Origin of the sequence: Agrococcus sp. SGAir0287 (assembly GCF_005484985.1) — a bacterium.
GTDB lineage: Bacteria > Actinomycetota > Actinomycetes > Actinomycetales > Microbacteriaceae > Agrococcus.
Window position 1 is genome coordinate 2,736,194 of the sequence record NZ_CP027942.1, and the last position, 16,271, is coordinate 2,752,464.

Consider the following 16,271-nt stretch of genomic DNA (forward strand, 5'->3'; position numbering starts at 1 on the left):
AGGGGAAGGGGTCGAGGGGTCGGTCAGGCCGTGGTGCGCAGCCGCGGGTCGAGCACGTCGCGCAGGGCGTCGCCGACGAGGTTGAAGGCGAGGATCGACGAGGCGATGGCGATGCCGGGGAAGACGGTGAGCCACCAGTCGCCGCTGACGATGTAGCCGCGGCCGTCGGAGATCATGACGCCCCACTCGGCGGTCGGCGGCTGCGCGCCGAGGCCGATGAAGCTGAGGGCGGCCGCGGTGAGGATGGCGGCGCCCATGCCGAGCGCGGCGCGCACGACGATCGGCGCCATGGCGTTCGGCACGATGTGGCGCAGCAGGATCGTCGCCGGCGCGAGGCCGAGCGCGCGGCCGGCCTCGACGAACTCGCGCTGCTTGAGCGCCATCGTCTGCCCGTACACGATGCGGGCGAACTCGGGGATGCCGACGATGCCCACCGCGATCATCGCGCTGCCGACGCCGGGGCCGAGGGAGGCGGCGATCGCCATGGCGAGCACGAGCGAGGGGAACGCGAGCAGCACGTCCATGACGCGCATGATCGTCGAGCCGACCCATCCGCCGACGTAGCCGGCGATGCCGCCGAGGGGCACGCCGACGAGCATCGACAGGCCGACGGCGATGAGGCCCGTCCACAGCGACAGCTGCGCGCCGGCGAGCACTCGGGTCAGCACGTCGCGGCCGAAGTTGTCGGTGCCGAACAGATGCTCCGGGCTCGGCGGCTGCAGCCGCTCCCCCGCGCCCGTCTCGGCGACGCCGTACGGGCTGAGGACGCCGACGAGCAGGGCACCGAGCGACCAGAGCAGGATGACGGCGATGCCGACGAGCGCGAGGCGGTTCGCGAGCAGCAGACGCAGGGCGCCCTTCGCCGAGCGGCGGGCGGTCGTGGGGGCGAGGTCGGGCGCGGGTGCGGCGCCGACGGCCGTCGCGGACGCGGTGGCCGTGGAGCGCGTGGCGGTCTCGGCGCTCGTGGTGCTGTCAGGCTGCATGGCGGATCCTGGGGTCGATGGCGGCGTGGCCGAGGTCCACGAGCAGGTTGACGACGAGGAAGATCGCGGCCGCGAGCAGCGTGAACGCCTGCACGGGCGCGTAGTCGGTGGCGAGGATCGACTGCGTCACGTACGAGCCGACGCCGGGCCAGCTGTAGATCGTCTCGGTGAGCACGGCGCCGCCGAGCAGCTGCCCGAGCTCGAGGCCGACGACCGTGAGGACAGCGGGCGAGGCGTTGCGGAAGGCGTGCTTCACGACGACCGTCGCAGGCGGCAGCCCCTTCGCGTCGGCGGTGCGGATGTAGTCCTGGCCGAGCACCTCGAGCATCGCCGAGCGCGTCATCCGCGCGATCATCGCCGTCGCGCCGGTCGCGAGCACCATGGCCGGCCAGATGAGGTGCTGCAGCGACGAGCCGAGCGCGACCGTGTCGCCCGAGAGCAGCGAGTCGAGCACGTAGAGGCCCGTGATGCGCGTCGGCGGCAGCACGTCGTCGCCGATGCGGCCGATCGGGGCGGGCGCGACGCCGAGCTGGAAGGCGAAGACGGCGATGACGAGCAGGCCCAGCCAGAACAGCGGCATGGATGCGCCGGCGAGCGAGACGATGCGCGTGACGTGGTCGATGATCCGGCCGCGGCGCACGGCGCCGGCGATGCCGAGCGGCACGCCCACGGCGATCGCGATGAGCAGGGCGGCGAGGCCGAGCTCGATCGTCGCGGGCAGGCGGGTGGCGATGTCCTCCACGACGGGGCGGCCCGTGTGCCACGCGAAGCCGAGGTCGCCGCGCAGCAGGGCGCCGACGTAGGAGACGAACTGCTCGGGCAGCGGCCGGTCGAGGCCCATCTGCTCGCGGATGCGCTCGACGGTCGCCGCATCCGCCTGCTCGCCGGCGAGCGTGCGCGCCGGGTCGCCGGGCAGCACGCGCGTCAGGAGGAAGACGGCGACGAGCACGCCCAGCAGGGCGGGGATCATCGCCATCACGCGGCGGACGACGGTGCGCATCGCACTCCTCTCGGTCGACGTTCAGGGTGTCGACCGGTGCGCACCATTCGCAAGCGGATCCCGCTATATGGGATCACAATTGGGATACCGGCATGCTTCACTGGTGTTACATCCGAGACAGGAGGTCTCGTGGCACCCTCCACGACCCCGCCGCTGCAGACCGTCGACCGCGCGCTGCAGGTGCTGCAGTCGTTCTCCGAGACCCGCACGAGCTGGGGCGTCTCCGAGCTCGCGACGGCGTTCGACCTCAACACGTCGACGAGCCAGCGGCTGCTCGCGTCGCTCGCGAGTCGCGGCTTCCTCATCGCCGACCCGCAGACGCGCCGCTACTCGCTGGGGCCGGCGATGTGGCGCATGGCGACGCTGTGGGAGCGCACCGGCGGGCTCGCGCGGCTCGCCGAGCCCGTGCTCGCCGACCTCGCCGCGACGACCGATCGCACCGCCACGTTCACGACCCCCGACGGCATGCACGTGCGCTGCATCGCCGCCGTCGACGGCGCCGCAGGCCCGGTGCGCAGCCATCCGCTCGTCGGCGACCTCTACCCGGCGCATACGGGTGCGACGTCCCGTGCCTACTTCGCGTTCCTCGACCCGCTCGAGCGTCGCAACATGTTCGCGGGCCGACCGTTCGCGCGCTACACCGAGCTGACGGAGGTCGACGAGGCCGTCATCGAGCAGCGCTTCGACGAGACGTACCGCGACGGATGGGCGTACTCGGAGGGCGAGTACGACCAGCGCACGCGTGCGATCGCGGCGCCCGTGCTGCTCGGCACCCGACCGGTCGGCTCCATCTCGCTCGTCGAGCCGAAGCGCGTCGTGTCCGACGACGACGTGCGCGACCACGTGTCCGCGCTCCTCGAGGCGGCGCAGGCACTGGCGGACCGCCTGGTGAGCCGCCGGCCGGCCCGCCCGCCGGCGTCGCGCGCCTCGTAGCTCCGCACGCGCTCCGCCTGCGGCCCCGCCGCGCACCGCCGCCGACGCTCGCCCTGCGCCGCCCTGCCCGCCAGCCGCCCCAGCCGCAGCGTCGAGGTCCTCGGCCGGATGCGACCTCGCATCCGGCCGAGAGCCCTCTCATGCGCAGCGGGTCCGCGTTCGACGCGTGCAGGCCCGCCGTGCTCCTCGAACGTGGTCGGCGAGGTCGTGTCGCCGCGCACCCGCTCGTCTGCCGCACGTCGCACCGCCGCTGGTCGTCGCAGCCACAGCGATGCCGCTGGCCGTCGAATTGGTCCTGACCCATCTGCGACGCCACCTCTCCATGAGCATCGCTCGGAACCCCGGATGCGGAAGAATCACCGGTCAGACGCCCGTCCTCGGCGAGACCAAACCGTGACCAACCCGCGGGATTGGTCTCTTCTGCACCGAACCAATCGGGCGCTTCACTGAGACCACTCGAGGAGGAGCACATGGACGACGACGTCACGGAGCGGCTGCAGCTGGATGCGGGCAGCAGCGTCCCGCTCTGGATGCAGCTGTTCCGAGCGATCGAGCAGGCCATCGTCGAGGGCGCCTTCGTCCCTGGCGATCGCCTGCCGACGGAGCGGGAGCTCAGCGCGTCGCTCGGGCTGTCCCGCACCAGCGTGCGCACCGCGCTCGATCGGCTGGAGCGCTCCGGCATCGTCAGCCGCAGGCAGGGCAGCGGCGCCTACGTCGAGCAGCTGCCGACGCCGTGGGCCTGGACGATGCCCGCCGCCGCGAGCATCTTCGATCCCGACGACCGGCAGGGCGCGAGCCCGCTGACGTCGCTCGTGATCCGCGCGGGCATCGAGCCGCTGCCGCCCATGGTCGCTGCGGCCTTCGGCGGACGGGCGAGCGTCGGCACCGTCATCGAGCGCGTGCGCTCGGTCGGCAGGCTCCCCGCGCTGCACGTCCTCAACTACCTGCCGCAGCATCTGCACGGCGTCGTCCCCGAGCTGCGAGACCCCCACGCCTCCCTGTACGGCACCCTGCGCAGCGTCGCCGGCGTGCGCATCGCACGCGTCCACCGGACCATCGAGGGCGCGCTCGCCGACAAGCACGTCTCGCGGCTCCTCGAGCTCGAGGAGGGGCACCCCGTGGTCGTCGTCGAGCTCGTCGCGTACGACACCGACGAGCAGGTCGTCGACGTGTCACGCGCGACGGTGCGGACCGACCGCCTGCGCATCACGGTCGACAGCGGCCACATCGATCTCACCGGCGTCGCGACGCCGCACCACGTGCGCCTCGGCGCCACGGAAGGAACCCCCGAATGAGCATCAGGATCCTCGTCATCGGCGACAGCTACATGGACGGCCGCTGGTTCGCCGAGGCGCTCGCGGCGCTCGGCGACGACGTCACCGTCGACGTGCACCAGATCGCGGTGGCCGACCCGACCTGGCCGACGGACCGGATCCGGGAGTTCGAGGGCGACCCGGCGCAGGTCGCGGCGCTGCTCGACGACCACGAGGTGCTCGTGATCCACGGCGCGCCCGTCACGCGCGAGGTCCTGGAGGCCGCCCCGTCGCTGCGCCTCATCGGATGCGCGCGCGGCGGCCCGGTCAACGTCGACATCGAGGCCGCTGCCGAGCGCGGCGTCGCCGTGACCACGTCGCCCGGCAAGAACGCAGAGGCCGTCGCCGAGCTCACGATCGGCTGCGTCATCACCCTCCTGCGCAACGTCCCCGCGTCCGCGCACGACCTCGCGCACGACGCCGCGACCGGCGGCCCGGGCGTCGTGTCGACCTTCGACGGCGCGCGCTGGTTCGGTCGCGAGCTCGCCTCGACGACGCTCGGCCTCGTCGGCTACGGCAACGTCGCGCGCCGGGTCGCTGCCCGCGCGACCGCCCTCGGGATGCGGGTGGTCGCGTTCGACCCCTTCGCGCCGGCCGGTGCCTTCGAGCACGCCGAGCGCGTCGACGAGCTCGCCGACCTACTGCCGCAGGCTGACGTCCTGAGCGTCCACGCGCGTGCGACGAACGACAACCGTCACCTCATCGGCGCCGCCGAGCTCGCCGCGCTGCCGGTGGGCGCATCGCTCGTGAACTCGGCGCGCGAGTCGCTGGTCGACGAGGAGGCGCTGCTCGCGGCGCTCGAGTCGGGTGCGCTCTCCGGTGCGGCCCTCGACGTGTTCGAGCACGACGGCGCATGGCGGGCCCTCGCGATGCATCCCTCGGTCCTCGTGCTGCCGCACATCGGCGGTGCGACCGTCGAGACGCTGCGCCGCGGCGCCGAGATGATCGCCGCCGAGGTCGACCGGCTCGTGCGCGACGAGCCGCTGGAGTGGGCGCGATGACGAGTCCGGTCTTCCTCGCCGTCGACGCCGGCACGGGATCCGCGCGCGCCATCGCCTTCGACGCGTCGGGGGCGCAGGTCGCGCGCGGCAGCCGCGAATGGTCGCATCGGCCGTTGCCCGGGCACCCCGGCGGCACGACGTTCGACGTCGACGGCGGCTGGGCAGCGATCGCCGGCGCCATCCGCGACGTCGTCGAGCAGCTGCAGGGTCGCGCCGTCGCCGCCGTCGCGGCGTCGAGCATGCGCGAGGGATTCGTGCTCTTCGACGCCGACGACCGCCCGATCTTCGCCTGCCCCAACACCGACGGGCGGGCGCGGGCGCAAGCCGGTCGTCTCGCGGCCGACGGCCGCGCCGACCGCATCTACGCCGTCGGCGGCGACTGGGTGTCGATCACGGCGCCCGCCCGCCTGCTGTGGCTGGCCGAGCACGAGCCCGAGACTCTCGCCGCTGCGCGCACGCTCGGCATGCTCAGCGACTGGGCGGGATGGTGCCTCACGGGAGTCCACGCGACCGATCCCACGTGCGGCTCGTCGACCGCGCTCTTCGACCTCGCCACGCGGACGTGGTCGGCGGAGCTCGTCGACGCGATCGACGTGGATGCGCGCATCCTGCCGGAGGTCCGAGAGTGCGGCACGCCGCTCGGCGTCGTGACGCCGGAGGCGTCGGCGGCCACGGGCCTGGCGATCGGGACGCCCGTCGCGGTCGGCGGCGCCGACACGCAGCTCGCGCTCCACGGTCTCGGCGCCGACGTGCGCGTGCCGACCCTCGTGAGCGGCACGTTCTGGCAGACGACGCTCGTGACGCGCGAGCCGCGCATCGATCCCGAGCGCCGCCTGCGCACCCTGTGCCACGTCGATCCCGGCACGTGGATGACGGAGGGCATCGGCTTCCTCAATGGGCTCGCGTTCCGGTGGCTGCGCGACGTCGCGTACTCGGAGGTGCCCGCCGGCGAGGGCTTCGCCACGATGGATGCCGACGCCGCATCGGTCCCCGCCGGCTCCGGCGGCCTCGTCGCCGTGCTCGCGAACGTCATGCAGGCGGATGCGTGGCATCACGCGCCGCCGTCGTTCGTCGGGCTCGACGTCTCCGACGCGCACGGCCATGGCCGAGCAGCGCTCGTGCGCGCCGTCGAGGAGGCGGCCGCCTACGTCGCTCGCGGGCACCTCGGCATCCTCGCCGAGCTCGAGCCGCGCATCGACCTCGAGCAGCTGCTGCTGACGGGTGGCGCGAGCTCGGGCGTCGCGTGGCCCCGCATCATCGCCGAGGCGACGGGCCGCGCGGTCTCCCGGTCGCCCGTCCCCGACGCGACGTCGCTCGGTGCCGCTCGGCTCGCCGCGCGATCCGTCGGTGCCGAGGTCGCAGCCGCCGAGCCGCTGGCCCAGCGCATCGTGCCCGAGCCGGACGCGATCGCCGCCTACGACCGGCACGCCGAGACCTGGTTCGCCGCCACCGACGCGCAGGTGAGGGCCGGCCGCCTGGCGGGCATCGACCCCCTCTTCGAACCTCCCGGTGGCGGCCCGTACCGCGCCGCCACCGCGATCACCCCCTCGCTCCTGAAGGAAGGCACCCATGGCTGATCTCGACAGCACCATCTCCGGCAAGCAGTTCCGAGCGGAGACGCCCGCCGCCACGTTCACGCACGCCATCAAGGGCGCGACCGCGCTCGACTGGGGCATGCAGCACCGCCTCGCCCGCATCCTCGACCCGCGCACGGGCCGCACCGTGATGCTGGCCTTCGACCACGGCTACTTCCAGGGACCGACGTCGGGCCTCGAGCGCATCGACCTCGGCATCGCACCGCTCGCCGAGCACGCCGACGCCCTCATGTGCACGCGCGGCGCCCTGCGCACGTCGATCCCGGCCGCCACCCGCGCCGGTCTGGTGCTGCGCGCCTCGGGTGGGCCGTCGGTGCTGAAGGAGCTCTCCGACGAGCACACGGCGATGTCGATCGAGGACGCCGTGCGCATCGGCGCCGACGCGATGGCCGTGCAGGTCTTCGTCGGCGGCGAGCACGAGTCGCGCTCGATCCAGAACCTCACGACGCTCGTCGACCGCGGCTACGACGCTGGCATCCCTGTGCTCGGCGTCACGGCGGTCGGCAAGGAGCTCGTGCGCGACGCCCGCTACCTCGGCCTCGCGACGCGCATCATCGCCGAGCTCGGCGCGCAGCTCGTCAAGACGTACTACTGCGAGGAGGGGTTCGAGGACGTCGTGGCCGGCTGCCCCGTGCCCGTCATCATGGCCGGCGGCAAGAAGCTGCCCGAGCTCGAGGCCCTCACGATGGCGTCGAACGCCGTGCGCCGCGGCGCCGCCGGCGTCGACATGGGCCGCAACATCTTCCAGAGCGCGAACCCCGCGGCGATGCTGCGGGCCGTGCGCGCCGTCGTCCACGACGACGTCGAGCCGGGCGAGGCGCACGCGCGCTTCGTCGAGGGCGCCGCGTGAGCGCCGAGGCGGGTGCGAGCGCCGCGACCGCGGCGCCGACCGTGCATCGCGTGCTCGACGCGGACCTCCGCTTCGGCGACTGGGGCCCGGGCTACCTCGTGCAGGAGGAGGATGCCGCCTTCGGCACCCTCGTCCTGCGCCCGGGCGACGCCTTCGCCAACCACCTCCACGAGCACCACACGGAGTCGTTCCTCGTGCTCGAGGGCGAGGTGGAGGTCTGGCTCGACCGCACCCACCAGGTGCGACTGACGCGCCTCGAGCTGCTGCAGGCCCGACCGGGCGTGGAGCATCTCGTGCGCAACGCGGGCGACGCATCCGCGCGCCTGCTCTTCATCAAGACTCCGGCGGTCGACGGCGACAAGGTCGACCGCCCGTGGACGCCGAGCGCAGCGTAGCGCTCGCACGACGAAAGGGAACACCATGACCATGCAACGACGCAGGTGGACGGGGCGGGCGCTCGCAGCATCGCTCGCCGTCGCGACGATCGCCACCGCATCCGGATGCTCGAACGGCGGAGGAGGAGGCGGCGAGGGCGACGGGACGCTCAACGTGCTCATCGCCGCACCGCAGGCCGGCGCCGGCGAGATCCTCGAGACGCAGTTCGAGGAGCAGACGGGCGCCGAGGTCGAGGTGACGGTCGTGCCCTACGACCAGATCCAGACGACCGCGATCCTCGACGTGCAGTCGGGCTCGGGCACGTATGACGCGATCGTGTACTGGTACACGGGCGTCGGTGCGCTCGCCGAGGCGGGTGCGCTCATGGACCTCACCGACTGGATCGAGAGCGACGACGACATCGACGCCGACGACTTCCTGCCGACGATCTACGACGCGTACTCGCTCTACGACGGCCAGCGCTACGGCCTGCCCGTCGACGGCGACACGCACGTGCTCTTCTACAACACCGACATCCTCGAGCGGAACGGCGTCCAGCCGCCCACGACGTGGGACGAGTACCTGACGGCCGCGCAGACGATCACCGAGAACGAGAGCGGCAACGGCGTGTACGGCTCCGCGCTGCTCGGCGACTCGGCGGCGTTCAACATCGGCTCGACGTTCTTCAACCGCCTCGCGACGATCTCGCCCGACCCCATCGACTCGCAGCGGCCGGACCTGTCGAGCGAGTACGCGCTGCAGGCGGCGCAGGCGATGCTCGACGCATCCGAGTACGCCCTCCCGAGCCCGCTCGAGATCGGCTTCGAGGAGGCGCTGCCGCAGTTCCTCGCCGGCAACGTCGGGATGATGGAGTTCTGGACCGACCTGGGCGTCTTCGCGCAGGATCCCGAGCAGTCGTCGATCGTCGACGGCTGGGGGGTCGTGCCGCTGCCCGTCGGCCCCGAGGGTCGCATCTCCGGCGCCATGAACGCCGGCTGGGCCATCGGCATCAGCCCCGCCACCGACGACCTCGAGCTCGCGCAGGACTTCGTCGCCTTCGCGACCTCGTCGGCGATGAACGTCGAGCTGTCGTCGACGACCGGCTCCGGCGTCGACCCCACCCGCACCTCCACGCTCACCGACGCCACGTACACGGACTTCGCCCCGGCGGTCTCCGAGGTCGCGGCGCAGGTGCTGCCCGAGGCGCAGCCGTGGCCGACCGGCCCGAACGCGCCGGACATGATCTCGACGCTCAGCGACAACCTCGCCCTCATGCTGCAGGGCAACCTGACGCCCGAGCAGGCGCTGTCGCAGACGTCCGAGGCCTGGGACCAGCTGGAGGGCTGAGCATCATGACGGCACTCACCCAGCGACGAGCGATGCGTCGCCCGGCCCGCGGCCGGTGGACGGGGCGCATCCTGCTCCTGCCCGCCCTGCTCGCGGTCGCGGTCATCGGCATCTACCCGCTCGTCTACACGCTCGCGGTCTCGTTGTCGCGCTCGTCGCTGGGTGTGCCGTTCCAGTCGTTCGTGGGCACCGACAACCTCACGTCGGTGCTCACGCGCGGCGACACCATCCCCTCGATGGTCCGCTCGCTCGGCTTCGCGATCCCGTCGGCGCTGCTCGCGGTGGTCGCGGGGCTCGCGGTCGCCCTCGCGCTGCACCACGCTCGCGGACGCGGGCGCATCGTGCGGGCCATCCTGCTGCTGCCGCTCATGACGCCGCCGGTCATGGCCGGCGTGATCGGCAAGCTCATGCTCGCCCCCACCGGCGGCACCGTGAACAACATCCTGCGCGCGACGGGGCTCGCGACCGAGCCGGTGTCGTTCCTCGGCACGACGCCGTCGGCGATGCTGTCTCTCGTCGTCACCGACGCGTGGCAGTGGACGCCACTGTGCATGCTGCTCATCTACGCCGCGCTGCAGACGCTGCCGGCCGAGGTCTACGAGGCGGCGCAGGTCGACGGTGCATCGCCGCTGCGCACCTTCCGCTCGGTGACGCTGCCGCTGCTGCTGCCGAGCCTCGTGACGGTGCTGCTGCTCAAGCTCATCATCTCGTTCAAGGTCTTCGACCTCGTGTTCATCATGACGAGCGGCGGCCCCGGCCTCGACACCTCGGTCGCGAGCTACACGATCTACCGCTCGATGCTCGAGGAGTTCGATCTCGGGCAGGCGGGCGCCCAGACGATCATCTTCCTCATCGTCGTGACGCTCTTCGTGCTGCCGATCAGCCGCATCCGGCAGCGCCTGCAAGGAGGCACCGCATGACCACGCTCCGCCCGCTCGCTCGTACCCGCGTCGCGGGTGCACAGCCTCCCGTGCCCCCGAGCACCGAGTCCATCGTCACGCACGCGAGCGGCGCGGTCCGTGCTCGCCGCCTGCCCGCCCGCGGTCGACGAGCACGCGGCGCGGCCGGCGGACCATGGGGACGCATCGCCGCGGGCATCGTGGTCGCGGTGGCCGTGCTGTTCGCCCTGCTGCCCGTCGCATCCCTCGTGCTCACCTCGCTGAAGGGCCCCGCCGACATCCTGGCGCTGCGCGTCTTCCCGGCGGAGCTCGCGTGGAGCAACTGGTCGTCGGCGTTCGAGCGCTTCCCGATCACGACGTACCTGACGAACTCGTTCGCGGTCGCCGGCCTCGCCACGCTCGTCGCGCTCGTGATCGCGATCCCGGCGAACTACGCGATCGCCCGTCTTCGCGCGGGCGGAGGCAGCGCGCTCGGCACCATCGTCTCCGTGTACATCGCACCGCCGGTCGTCGCGGTCGTGCCGCTGTTCCTGCTCGTGCGGACGCTCGGGCTCATGGACTCGATCCTCGGCCTCGCCCTCGTGGAGGCGCTCGTGATCGTGCCCGTCGTCGTCTGGCTGCTCGACGGCTTCTTCCGAGCCGTGCCCGAGGAGATCGACGAGGCGGCGGCGCTCGACGGCTGCGGACCCGTGCGCACGCTGGTGCGCATCGTGCTGCCGCTCGTGATGCCGGGCGTCGTGGCCGTGGCGATCATCGGCTTCGTGCTCGTCTACAACGACTTCCTGATCCCGGTCATCCTCACGCAGAGCGCGGACAGCCAGACGCTGCCCGTGGGCATCTCCCTCATGCAGGGCGGACGCGAGGTGATGTTCGGCCAGATGGCCGCGGCCTCCCTCACGGGCATGGTGCCGGTCTACGTGCTGGCGCTGCTGCTGCAGCGCTGGCTCGTCGGCGGGCTGACCCAGGGCTCGGTGAAGTAGCGCCTCATCCTCCGCTCAGAGTGAGGTTCTCGGCCGGACGTGAGGCCGCATCCAGCCGAGAGCCTCAATCCGCTGAGCTCGCGAAGGTCAGACGCGGTCCACCCACGAGTACGCGGGCCGGAAGCCCAGCGCTCGCTTCGCCTTGGCGTTGCTCAGCAGCGTGACGCGGCCCTCGATGGGGGCGCGGCGCTCGAGGTCGGCGAGCGCGCCGGTCAGCAGCTCGACGCTCGGGCGGCGCATGACGGTGTCGTCGGCGGCGACGATGAAGACCTCGGCGCCGCGTCGCCCATCCGCCTCGACGGCGAGCCGCACCGCCTGCGCCGCGTCGCGATGGTCGATGTAGCCCCAGAGGTTCCAGGCGCGGGCGGCGGGGTCGTCCTGCCACGAGTCGAAGCGGGCGTAGTCGTCGTCGGTGAGCACGTTCGAGAAGCGCAGGCCGATGATGGATGCGCCCGGCTGCCAGCGCGCGAAGTGCCGCGCCATCTCCTCCTCGACGGCCTTGCCGAGCGAGTACGTCGTCTCCGGGCGCACCGTGTACTCCTCGTCGACCGGCAGGTACGGCGGCGGGGTCTCGAACGGCAGGCCGAGCACGGTCTCGCTCGAGGCCCACACGACCTTGGCGATGCCGAGCATGCGCGCGGCCGCGAGGACGTTGTAGCCGGAGACGGCGTTGTTGGCGAAGATCGCGGCGTTGGGCTTGCGCCCCGGCGCGGGCACGGCGCCGAGGTGCACGACCGCGTCGAAGCCGCCGAGCCGGTCGTCGACGCCGCTCATCGCCTCGACGACCTGGCCGAAGTCCGTCAGGTCGACGATCGGCCCGCCGTCGGGTCCGTCGGGCGAGGGCGCCTGGTCGATGCCGAGCACGTCGTGCCCATGCTCGCGCAGGTGCGCGACCGTGGCGCGGCCGACGCGGCCGGATGCTCCGGTGACGAGGATCTTCATGGGGCGGCGGCTCCTTCAGCGGCTCGGGCGGATGCGCACGACGCTATCCGCGCGGGCGTCGGCGGGCGACGGCTTGCGCCGCGCGTCGAGTCCGCCGAGCGAATGCGGCCGCAAAGCGCTTCCCGATCGACGCGGCTCGCTGCTCGTCACACGGCCGCGCGGGCTGCTCGCGCATTCCCGCGGTGACGCATCGCCGCGCCGACCACTGCTCCGCGTCCTGGCCTGCGTGCGGCTCGAGCCTCTTCGGCGGGGTTGGCAGAACTAGAACTGCCGAGGCGCCTGCTGCAGCGCGATCCGGCGCTGGTTCTCCTCGCGCACCATGCCCGGGATCAGAAACAGGTCGACGACCCACCAGATGGCGACGCCGAGCCAGGCGACAAGCCCGAGCCCGAAGGCGATCATGAGCGGCCCGCTCAGCAGCGTGAGCGCAAGCATCCCGATCGCGGAGCCGACGCGGCCGAGATAGAAGCGATGGATGCCGAGCGTCCCGAGGAAGATCGCGAGGACGTAGGCGATGCCGGCCTCCTTGAGCGGCGCGACGATCACCACCTGCGGCTGGGCGTACGCGTAGAACTGGGGCTGCGGCGACTGCTGCGGCGCCTGCGCGATCGGAGCGGTCGGCGCATGGAGCATGATCTCGTTGGCGGCCTGCCGGGGAGCACCCCAAGCCTGGCCATCCCACCATCTCTCGACGCCGTGGGCGTCGCGGTGCCAGCCCGCCGGCGTGGCAGCAGAAGTCGTCATGGTCGGATGCTATGTGCCACCAATGACATCGAGACTCGAGTCTCGCTCACCGTTGCGAGATCGTGACACGCCGTCTCCGCGCACCCTGAGCCTGGACGGCGGAGCGATCGCGATCGCGTCGGTGCCGCGCACGTCGTCTCAAGGCCCTGCGGCTCACTCCCCCGACAGCAGCGACAGCCCGGCCGCGAGCGCGAAGCCGAGCACGGTCGCGAGGCCGGCCCATCCCTTCGCCTTCTCGCGCGCCTCAGGCGCCATCGCGTCGATGAGCATGACGAGCAGCGCGCCGGCGGCGAAGCCCTCGATGCCGGCGCGCAGCTCGTCGGATGCGGCGTCGGCGACCAGGGTGCCCACGACCGTCGCGACCATGCACGCGACCGAGACACCGGCCCAGAGCAGCAGCACATGCCGGCGTGGGGACTTGGCGCGCAGCATGTCGGCGGAGGAGCCGAGCGACTCGGGCAGGTTCGAGACGAAGATGGCGATGAGCAGTGCGGCGCTCACGCCCTCGCCGGTGGCGATGCCGATGCCGAGCACCGCCTGCTCGGGGATGCCGTCGAGCAGCGCACCGATCGCGAGCGGCAGCCCTGCTCCGCTCTTCCCGTCGCGCGCGCCGAGCCGCTCGACCCCGCGGTCGGCGAGGAAGAAGGTGGCGGCGCCGATGGCGAGCCCGATCGCGACGGGCACGGCGCCGCCGGTCGACAGCCCCTCCTCGGCGAGCTCGAACGCGATGCTCGCGATGAGCGCACCTGCGCCGAACGCGAGCACGAGTCCGACGAGCATCCGCGGCCACGGCCGGATCGCGGTGAGGATGGCGCCGAGCAGGAGCGACGACGCGGCGATCGCTCCCCAGACCGCGCTCTCGAGCAGCACCGCCACGACCCCTCCGATCTCGACGCGCGGTCGGTCACGGCCGTCGCGCCTCCATCGTGGACCCGTCTCGGGTGGCTCGACGGATCATCCAGAGGCCCTTTCGATGCCGCTGCCGCCTCTGGCAGGCTGCCGGGATGCACGCCACGCGCAGCATCGTCCTGAGCGCGGCCGCCGTCGCCGCCGTGCTCGCCGCTTCCGGATGCGGGTCGGCGCCCGAGCCCGAGCCCGAGCCGTCGCCGTCCGCGCCGGAGTCCGCCTCCGCGTCACCGAGCCCCTCGCCGACGCCCTCGGCGAGCGCCGCGCCGTACGACGATCCCGGGACGCCCGAGGGATCCATCGCCCGTGCCGAGATCGCGATGGTCGACGGCGTGCCGCAGATGAGCATCACGGCACTCGCGCCGGTCGTCGCCGGTCAGACGTTCGTCGTCGAGGGGCAGTGCACGGGTGGCGAGCGGATGGACTTCCGCGTCGACCGGGCCATCGCGGGCGACGCCGACGAGCGGCTGCTCGTGCAGGGCACGATCGACTGCGATGCGCCGGCCGTCGAGAACTTCTCGTACTCGCTGCCCTACGACGGACTCGTGCAGCTGTCCCTCGCGGCCGATGAGGACGTGACGATGGCGTGGGCGCTCGTGCGCGCCGAGGGCTGAGGTCGGCGGCGAGCCGCACCGCGGGGCGAGGCGCTCACTCCGCGGTCGACTCCCCGACGAGCGCGAGGTACTCGGCGATCACCGCATCCACCGACTCCGGCGCCTCGATGCCGAGCGCGATCGCGCGCTCGGGCGCGAAGGCCGCGGGCCAGGTCTCGACGATCGCGACGATCGCCGGGTCGATGGCGTCGTCGACGAGGTCGGACAGCGGCCGCCCCGAGACGCGGTCGAGCGCCTCGAGCATCTGCGCGGGCGTCGTCGAGAGGCCCGGCAGCATGACGGCGGTGGGGCTGCCCCACTCGTCGGCCGTCGCGGTCGCGGCGCGGACGAGCGCGTCGATCGTCCGCTCGGGCGACGAGAGCGTGATGGGGGTGTCGCGCGGCACCGGCAGCGGGGCGCGGACGCCCGCGACGGGCTCGCGCACGATGCCCGACACGAAGGATGATGCGGCAGCGTTGGGCGCGCCGGGGCGCACCGCGACGGTCTGGAGGCGCAGCGTGCGCGCCTGCACGAGGCCGCGGCGTCCGTAGTCGGCGACGAGCAGCTCGGCCATGTACTTCTGCGCGCCGTAGCTCGACTGCGGGCGCGGCAGGGTGTCGTCGCGGATGACGTCGGGCTGGCCGAGGAAGGGGTCGTCGCCGAAGACGGCGAGCGAGCTCGAGAACACGAAGGTCGCCGGCTCGGCGCCGCGCTCGGTCGCGGCGCGGAGGTGGTCGAGCAGCGCGCGGGTGTCGTCGACGTTCGTCTGCAGGCCGAGGTCGAGGTCGGCCTCCGCGGCGCCCGAGACGACGCCCGCGAGGTGGAACACGACGTCGAGCGGGCCGAGATGCGCCACCTGCTCGCCAATCGGGCCGACGAGCGCATCCACCCGTCCGTCCTCGAGCAGCTCGGGGCGCGGCTCGGCGATGTCGAGCAGCGTGAGGCTGTCGACGCGGCCGAGCGGCGCGTCGAGGCCGAGGATGCGGTGGGCGAGCTGCGTGCCGACGAAGCCGGCGCCGCCGGTGATGAGGATGCGCATGGGTCCATCCTCTCGGACGCGGCCGCGGTGCCTGCGAGGTACGGGGCGGCGCGACAAGCGTTCCGCGACTGCCTTCATCCGCGGATGGCGCGCCTGCGCACCGCTTGGCCTGCACGGCTCGCTCGGACGCCGAGCAGCCGTGCGGGTCGCACGCGCTCAGGGCAGCAGCACCGTCACCTGCGCGCGCAGCAAGGCCAGCAGCTCGTCCTCCGACGCGTCGGCGGCGAGCGGCGACGTGAGGGCGAGGAGCATCGCAGCGTTCGCCAGCCGGGCGAGCGTCGCCGCAGCCGTCGCGTCGACGCCGGTCGTGCGCGCGATCGTCTCGGCGATCGCGCGCTCGGTCCGCGCCGTCGAGGCCAGGGCCTCGATCCGGTGGGGCGTCGTGGGATCCCCGAAGAGCAGCTCGCGCAGGTAGGTGCGGCCGTTCGCGACGTGCGCGCGGTTGCAGTGCACGACCTCGCCGATGATCGCCATGACGCCGTCGAGCGCCTCCGTCGCGACGTCGGCACGAGCGATGCCGCGCTCCAGCGCCTCGGCGTACGCGGCGTTCTGCGCCAGCAGGAGGAGGTCGCCCTTCGTCGGCGCGTAGAGGAAGAGCGTGCCGGTGCCCACGTCGGCGCGGTCGGCGACCTCCTGCGTCGTGACGCCGTCGACGCCGCGAGCGTCGAAGAGCTCCCGCGCCGCTCGCGTGATGCGCTCGAGCTTCTCCTGCTTGTTGCGCTCGCGCCGTCCCGTCGGCTCCGCCGTGCCTGCTGCCACTCGTCTCCCCTC

The 16,271-nt window shown here is 72.8% G+C and carries 17 protein-coding genes; 10 read left to right on the plus strand and 7 right to left on the minus strand.

The window, feature by feature from the left end; all coding sequences use genetic code 11:
- Nucleotides 1–23: 23 nt before the first annotated feature.
- A complete protein-coding gene (locus tag C1N71_RS13015) occupies nucleotides 24–983 on the minus strand; it encodes an ABC transporter permease (protein ID WP_137756794.1) in 960 nt (319 codons plus the stop codon).
- Nucleotides 973–1,983, minus strand: a complete 1,011-nt coding sequence (locus C1N71_RS13020) for an ABC transporter permease (RefSeq protein WP_137756795.1) — start codon at nucleotides 1,981–1,983, stop codon at nucleotides 973–975. The genes C1N71_RS13015 and C1N71_RS13020 overlap by 11 nt, the downstream gene beginning before the upstream one ends.
- A gap of 129 nt (nucleotides 1,984–2,112) precedes the next feature.
- Here C1N71_RS13020 and C1N71_RS13025 point away from each other — a divergent pair, with 129 nt between their 5' ends.
- The 9 genes from C1N71_RS13025 to C1N71_RS13065 all read left to right on the plus strand — a co-directional run bounded on the left by C1N71_RS13025 (nucleotide 2,113) and on the right by C1N71_RS13065 (nucleotide 11,276).
- Nucleotides 2,113–2,916 (plus strand): IclR family transcriptional regulator, encoded by an 804-nt coding sequence (locus C1N71_RS13025; protein ID WP_137756796.1) that lies wholly within the window; start codon nucleotides 2,113–2,115, stop codon nucleotides 2,914–2,916.
- Nucleotides 2,917–3,386: 470 nt separating this feature from the next.
- Nucleotides 3,387–4,211 carry a GntR family transcriptional regulator gene (locus tag C1N71_RS13030; protein WP_137756797.1) on the plus strand — a complete coding sequence of 275 codons (825 nt, stop codon included), beginning with the start codon at nucleotides 3,387–3,389 and terminating at the stop codon, nucleotides 4,209–4,211.
- Nucleotides 4,208–5,230 carry an NAD(P)-dependent oxidoreductase gene (locus tag C1N71_RS13035; protein ID WP_137756798.1) on the plus strand — a complete coding sequence of 341 codons (1,023 nt, stop codon included), beginning with the start codon at nucleotides 4,208–4,210 and terminating at the stop codon, nucleotides 5,228–5,230. Before C1N71_RS13030 ends, C1N71_RS13035 begins: the two co-directional genes overlap by 4 nt.
- Entirely contained in the window at nucleotides 5,227–6,807 is a 1,581-nt protein-coding gene (locus C1N71_RS13040) for an FGGY family carbohydrate kinase (RefSeq protein ID WP_137756799.1), read from the plus strand. Before C1N71_RS13035 ends, C1N71_RS13040 begins: the two co-directional genes overlap by 4 nt.
- Nucleotides 6,800–7,675, plus strand: a complete 876-nt coding sequence (gene lsrF, locus C1N71_RS13045) for a 3-hydroxy-5-phosphonooxypentane-2,4-dione thiolase (RefSeq protein ID WP_137756800.1) — start codon at nucleotides 6,800–6,802, stop codon at nucleotides 7,673–7,675. Before C1N71_RS13040 ends, lsrF begins: the two co-directional genes overlap by 8 nt.
- The gene (locus C1N71_RS13050; protein ID WP_137756801.1) at nucleotides 7,672–8,070 is read left to right on the plus strand and encodes a cupin domain-containing protein; all 399 of its coding nucleotides are present in this window, start codon (nucleotides 7,672–7,674) and stop codon (nucleotides 8,068–8,070) included. Before lsrF ends, C1N71_RS13050 begins: the two co-directional genes overlap by 4 nt.
- 25 nt (nucleotides 8,071–8,095) lie before the next feature.
- Nucleotides 8,096–9,397, plus strand: a complete 1,302-nt coding sequence (locus tag C1N71_RS13055) for an ABC transporter substrate-binding protein (protein ID WP_137756802.1) — start codon at nucleotides 8,096–8,098, stop codon at nucleotides 9,395–9,397.
- A 5-nt stretch (nucleotides 9,398–9,402) separates the two neighbouring features.
- Nucleotides 9,403–10,317 carry a carbohydrate ABC transporter permease gene (locus tag C1N71_RS13060; RefSeq protein WP_137756803.1) on the plus strand — a complete coding sequence of 305 codons (915 nt, stop codon included), beginning with the start codon at nucleotides 9,403–9,405 and terminating at the stop codon, nucleotides 10,315–10,317.
- 188 nt (nucleotides 10,318–10,505) lie between these two features.
- Entirely contained in the window at nucleotides 10,506–11,276 is a 771-nt protein-coding gene (locus tag C1N71_RS13065) for a carbohydrate ABC transporter permease (RefSeq protein WP_175414224.1), read from the plus strand.
- Nucleotides 11,277–11,363: 87 nt separating this feature from the next.
- Here the strand turns inward: C1N71_RS13065 and C1N71_RS13070 are convergent, their stop codons facing one another.
- From C1N71_RS13070 to C1N71_RS13080, 3 genes are all read right to left on the minus strand, one after another.
- Nucleotides 11,364–12,218, minus strand: coding sequence for an NAD-dependent epimerase/dehydratase family protein (locus C1N71_RS13070; RefSeq protein WP_137756805.1), 855 nt, complete (start codon nucleotides 12,216–12,218; stop codon nucleotides 11,364–11,366).
- Between the two features lie 261 nt (nucleotides 12,219–12,479).
- The gene (locus tag C1N71_RS13075) at nucleotides 12,480–12,962 is read right to left on the minus strand and encodes an NINE protein (protein ID WP_254678010.1); all 483 of its coding nucleotides are present in this window, start codon (nucleotides 12,960–12,962) and stop codon (nucleotides 12,480–12,482) included.
- Between the two features lie 153 nt (nucleotides 12,963–13,115).
- Nucleotides 13,116–13,838 (minus strand): ZIP family metal transporter, encoded by a 723-nt coding sequence (locus C1N71_RS13080; protein ID WP_254678011.1) that lies wholly within the window; start codon nucleotides 13,836–13,838, stop codon nucleotides 13,116–13,118.
- Nucleotides 13,839–13,966: 128 nt separating this feature from the next.
- Between C1N71_RS13080 and C1N71_RS15045 the strand changes: the two genes are divergently transcribed.
- Nucleotides 13,967–14,482 (plus strand): hypothetical protein, encoded by a 516-nt coding sequence (locus C1N71_RS15045; protein ID WP_175414225.1) that lies wholly within the window; start codon nucleotides 13,967–13,969, stop codon nucleotides 14,480–14,482.
- A 34-nt stretch (nucleotides 14,483–14,516) separates the two neighbouring features.
- Here C1N71_RS15045 and C1N71_RS13090 read toward each other — a convergent pair whose 3' ends face one another.
- Both C1N71_RS13090 and C1N71_RS13095 read right to left on the minus strand, forming a co-directional pair.
- Nucleotides 14,517–15,500: an NAD-dependent epimerase/dehydratase family protein gene (locus C1N71_RS13090; protein WP_137756806.1), complete on the minus strand. Its 984-nt coding sequence runs from the start codon at nucleotides 15,498–15,500 to the stop codon at nucleotides 14,517–14,519.
- 156 nt (nucleotides 15,501–15,656) lie between these two features.
- Complete coding sequence (locus C1N71_RS13095; protein ID WP_137756807.1) at nucleotides 15,657–16,259, minus strand: TetR/AcrR family transcriptional regulator; 603 nt, start codon at nucleotides 16,257–16,259, stop codon at nucleotides 15,657–15,659.
- Nucleotides 16,260–16,271 lie beyond the last annotated feature (12 nt).

What these genes read in the sequence shown, in the direction of transcription:
- C1N71_RS13020 (WP_137756795.1), bottom strand. Translation starts at nt 1,983, where the DNA reads ATGCGCACCGTCGTCCGCCGCGTGATGGCGATGATCCCCGCCCTGCTG.
- C1N71_RS13070 (WP_137756805.1), bottom strand. Translation starts at nt 12,218, where the DNA reads ATGAAGATCCTCGTCACCGGAGCATCCGGCCGCGTCGGCCGCGCCACG.
- C1N71_RS13015 (WP_137756794.1), bottom strand. Translation starts at nt 983, where the DNA reads ATGCAGCCTGACAGCACCACGAGCGCCGAGACCGCCACGCGCTCCACG.
- C1N71_RS13030 (WP_137756797.1), top strand. Translation starts at nt 3,387, where the DNA reads ATGGACGACGACGTCACGGAGCGGCTGCAGCTGGATGCGGGCAGCAGC.
- C1N71_RS13055 (WP_137756802.1), top strand. Translation starts at nt 8,096, where the DNA reads ATGACCATGCAACGACGCAGGTGGACGGGGCGGGCGCTCGCAGCATCG.
- lsrF (WP_137756800.1), top strand. Translation starts at nt 6,800, where the DNA reads ATGGCTGATCTCGACAGCACCATCTCCGGCAAGCAGTTCCGAGCGGAG.
- C1N71_RS13040 (WP_137756799.1), top strand. Translation starts at nt 5,227, where the DNA reads ATGACGAGTCCGGTCTTCCTCGCCGTCGACGCCGGCACGGGATCCGCG.
- C1N71_RS13035 (WP_137756798.1), top strand. Translation starts at nt 4,208, where the DNA reads ATGAGCATCAGGATCCTCGTCATCGGCGACAGCTACATGGACGGCCGC.
- C1N71_RS13075 (WP_254678010.1), bottom strand. Translation starts at nt 12,962, where the DNA reads ATGACGACTTCTGCTGCCACGCCGGCGGGCTGGCACCGCGACGCCCAC.
- C1N71_RS13090 (WP_137756806.1), bottom strand. Translation starts at nt 15,500, where the DNA reads ATGCGCATCCTCATCACCGGCGGCGCCGGCTTCGTCGGCACGCAGCTC.
- C1N71_RS15045 (WP_175414225.1), top strand. Translation starts at nt 13,967, where the DNA reads ATGCACGCCACGCGCAGCATCGTCCTGAGCGCGGCCGCCGTCGCCGCC.
- C1N71_RS13060 (WP_137756803.1), top strand. Translation starts at nt 9,403, where the DNA reads ATGACGGCACTCACCCAGCGACGAGCGATGCGTCGCCCGGCCCGCGGC.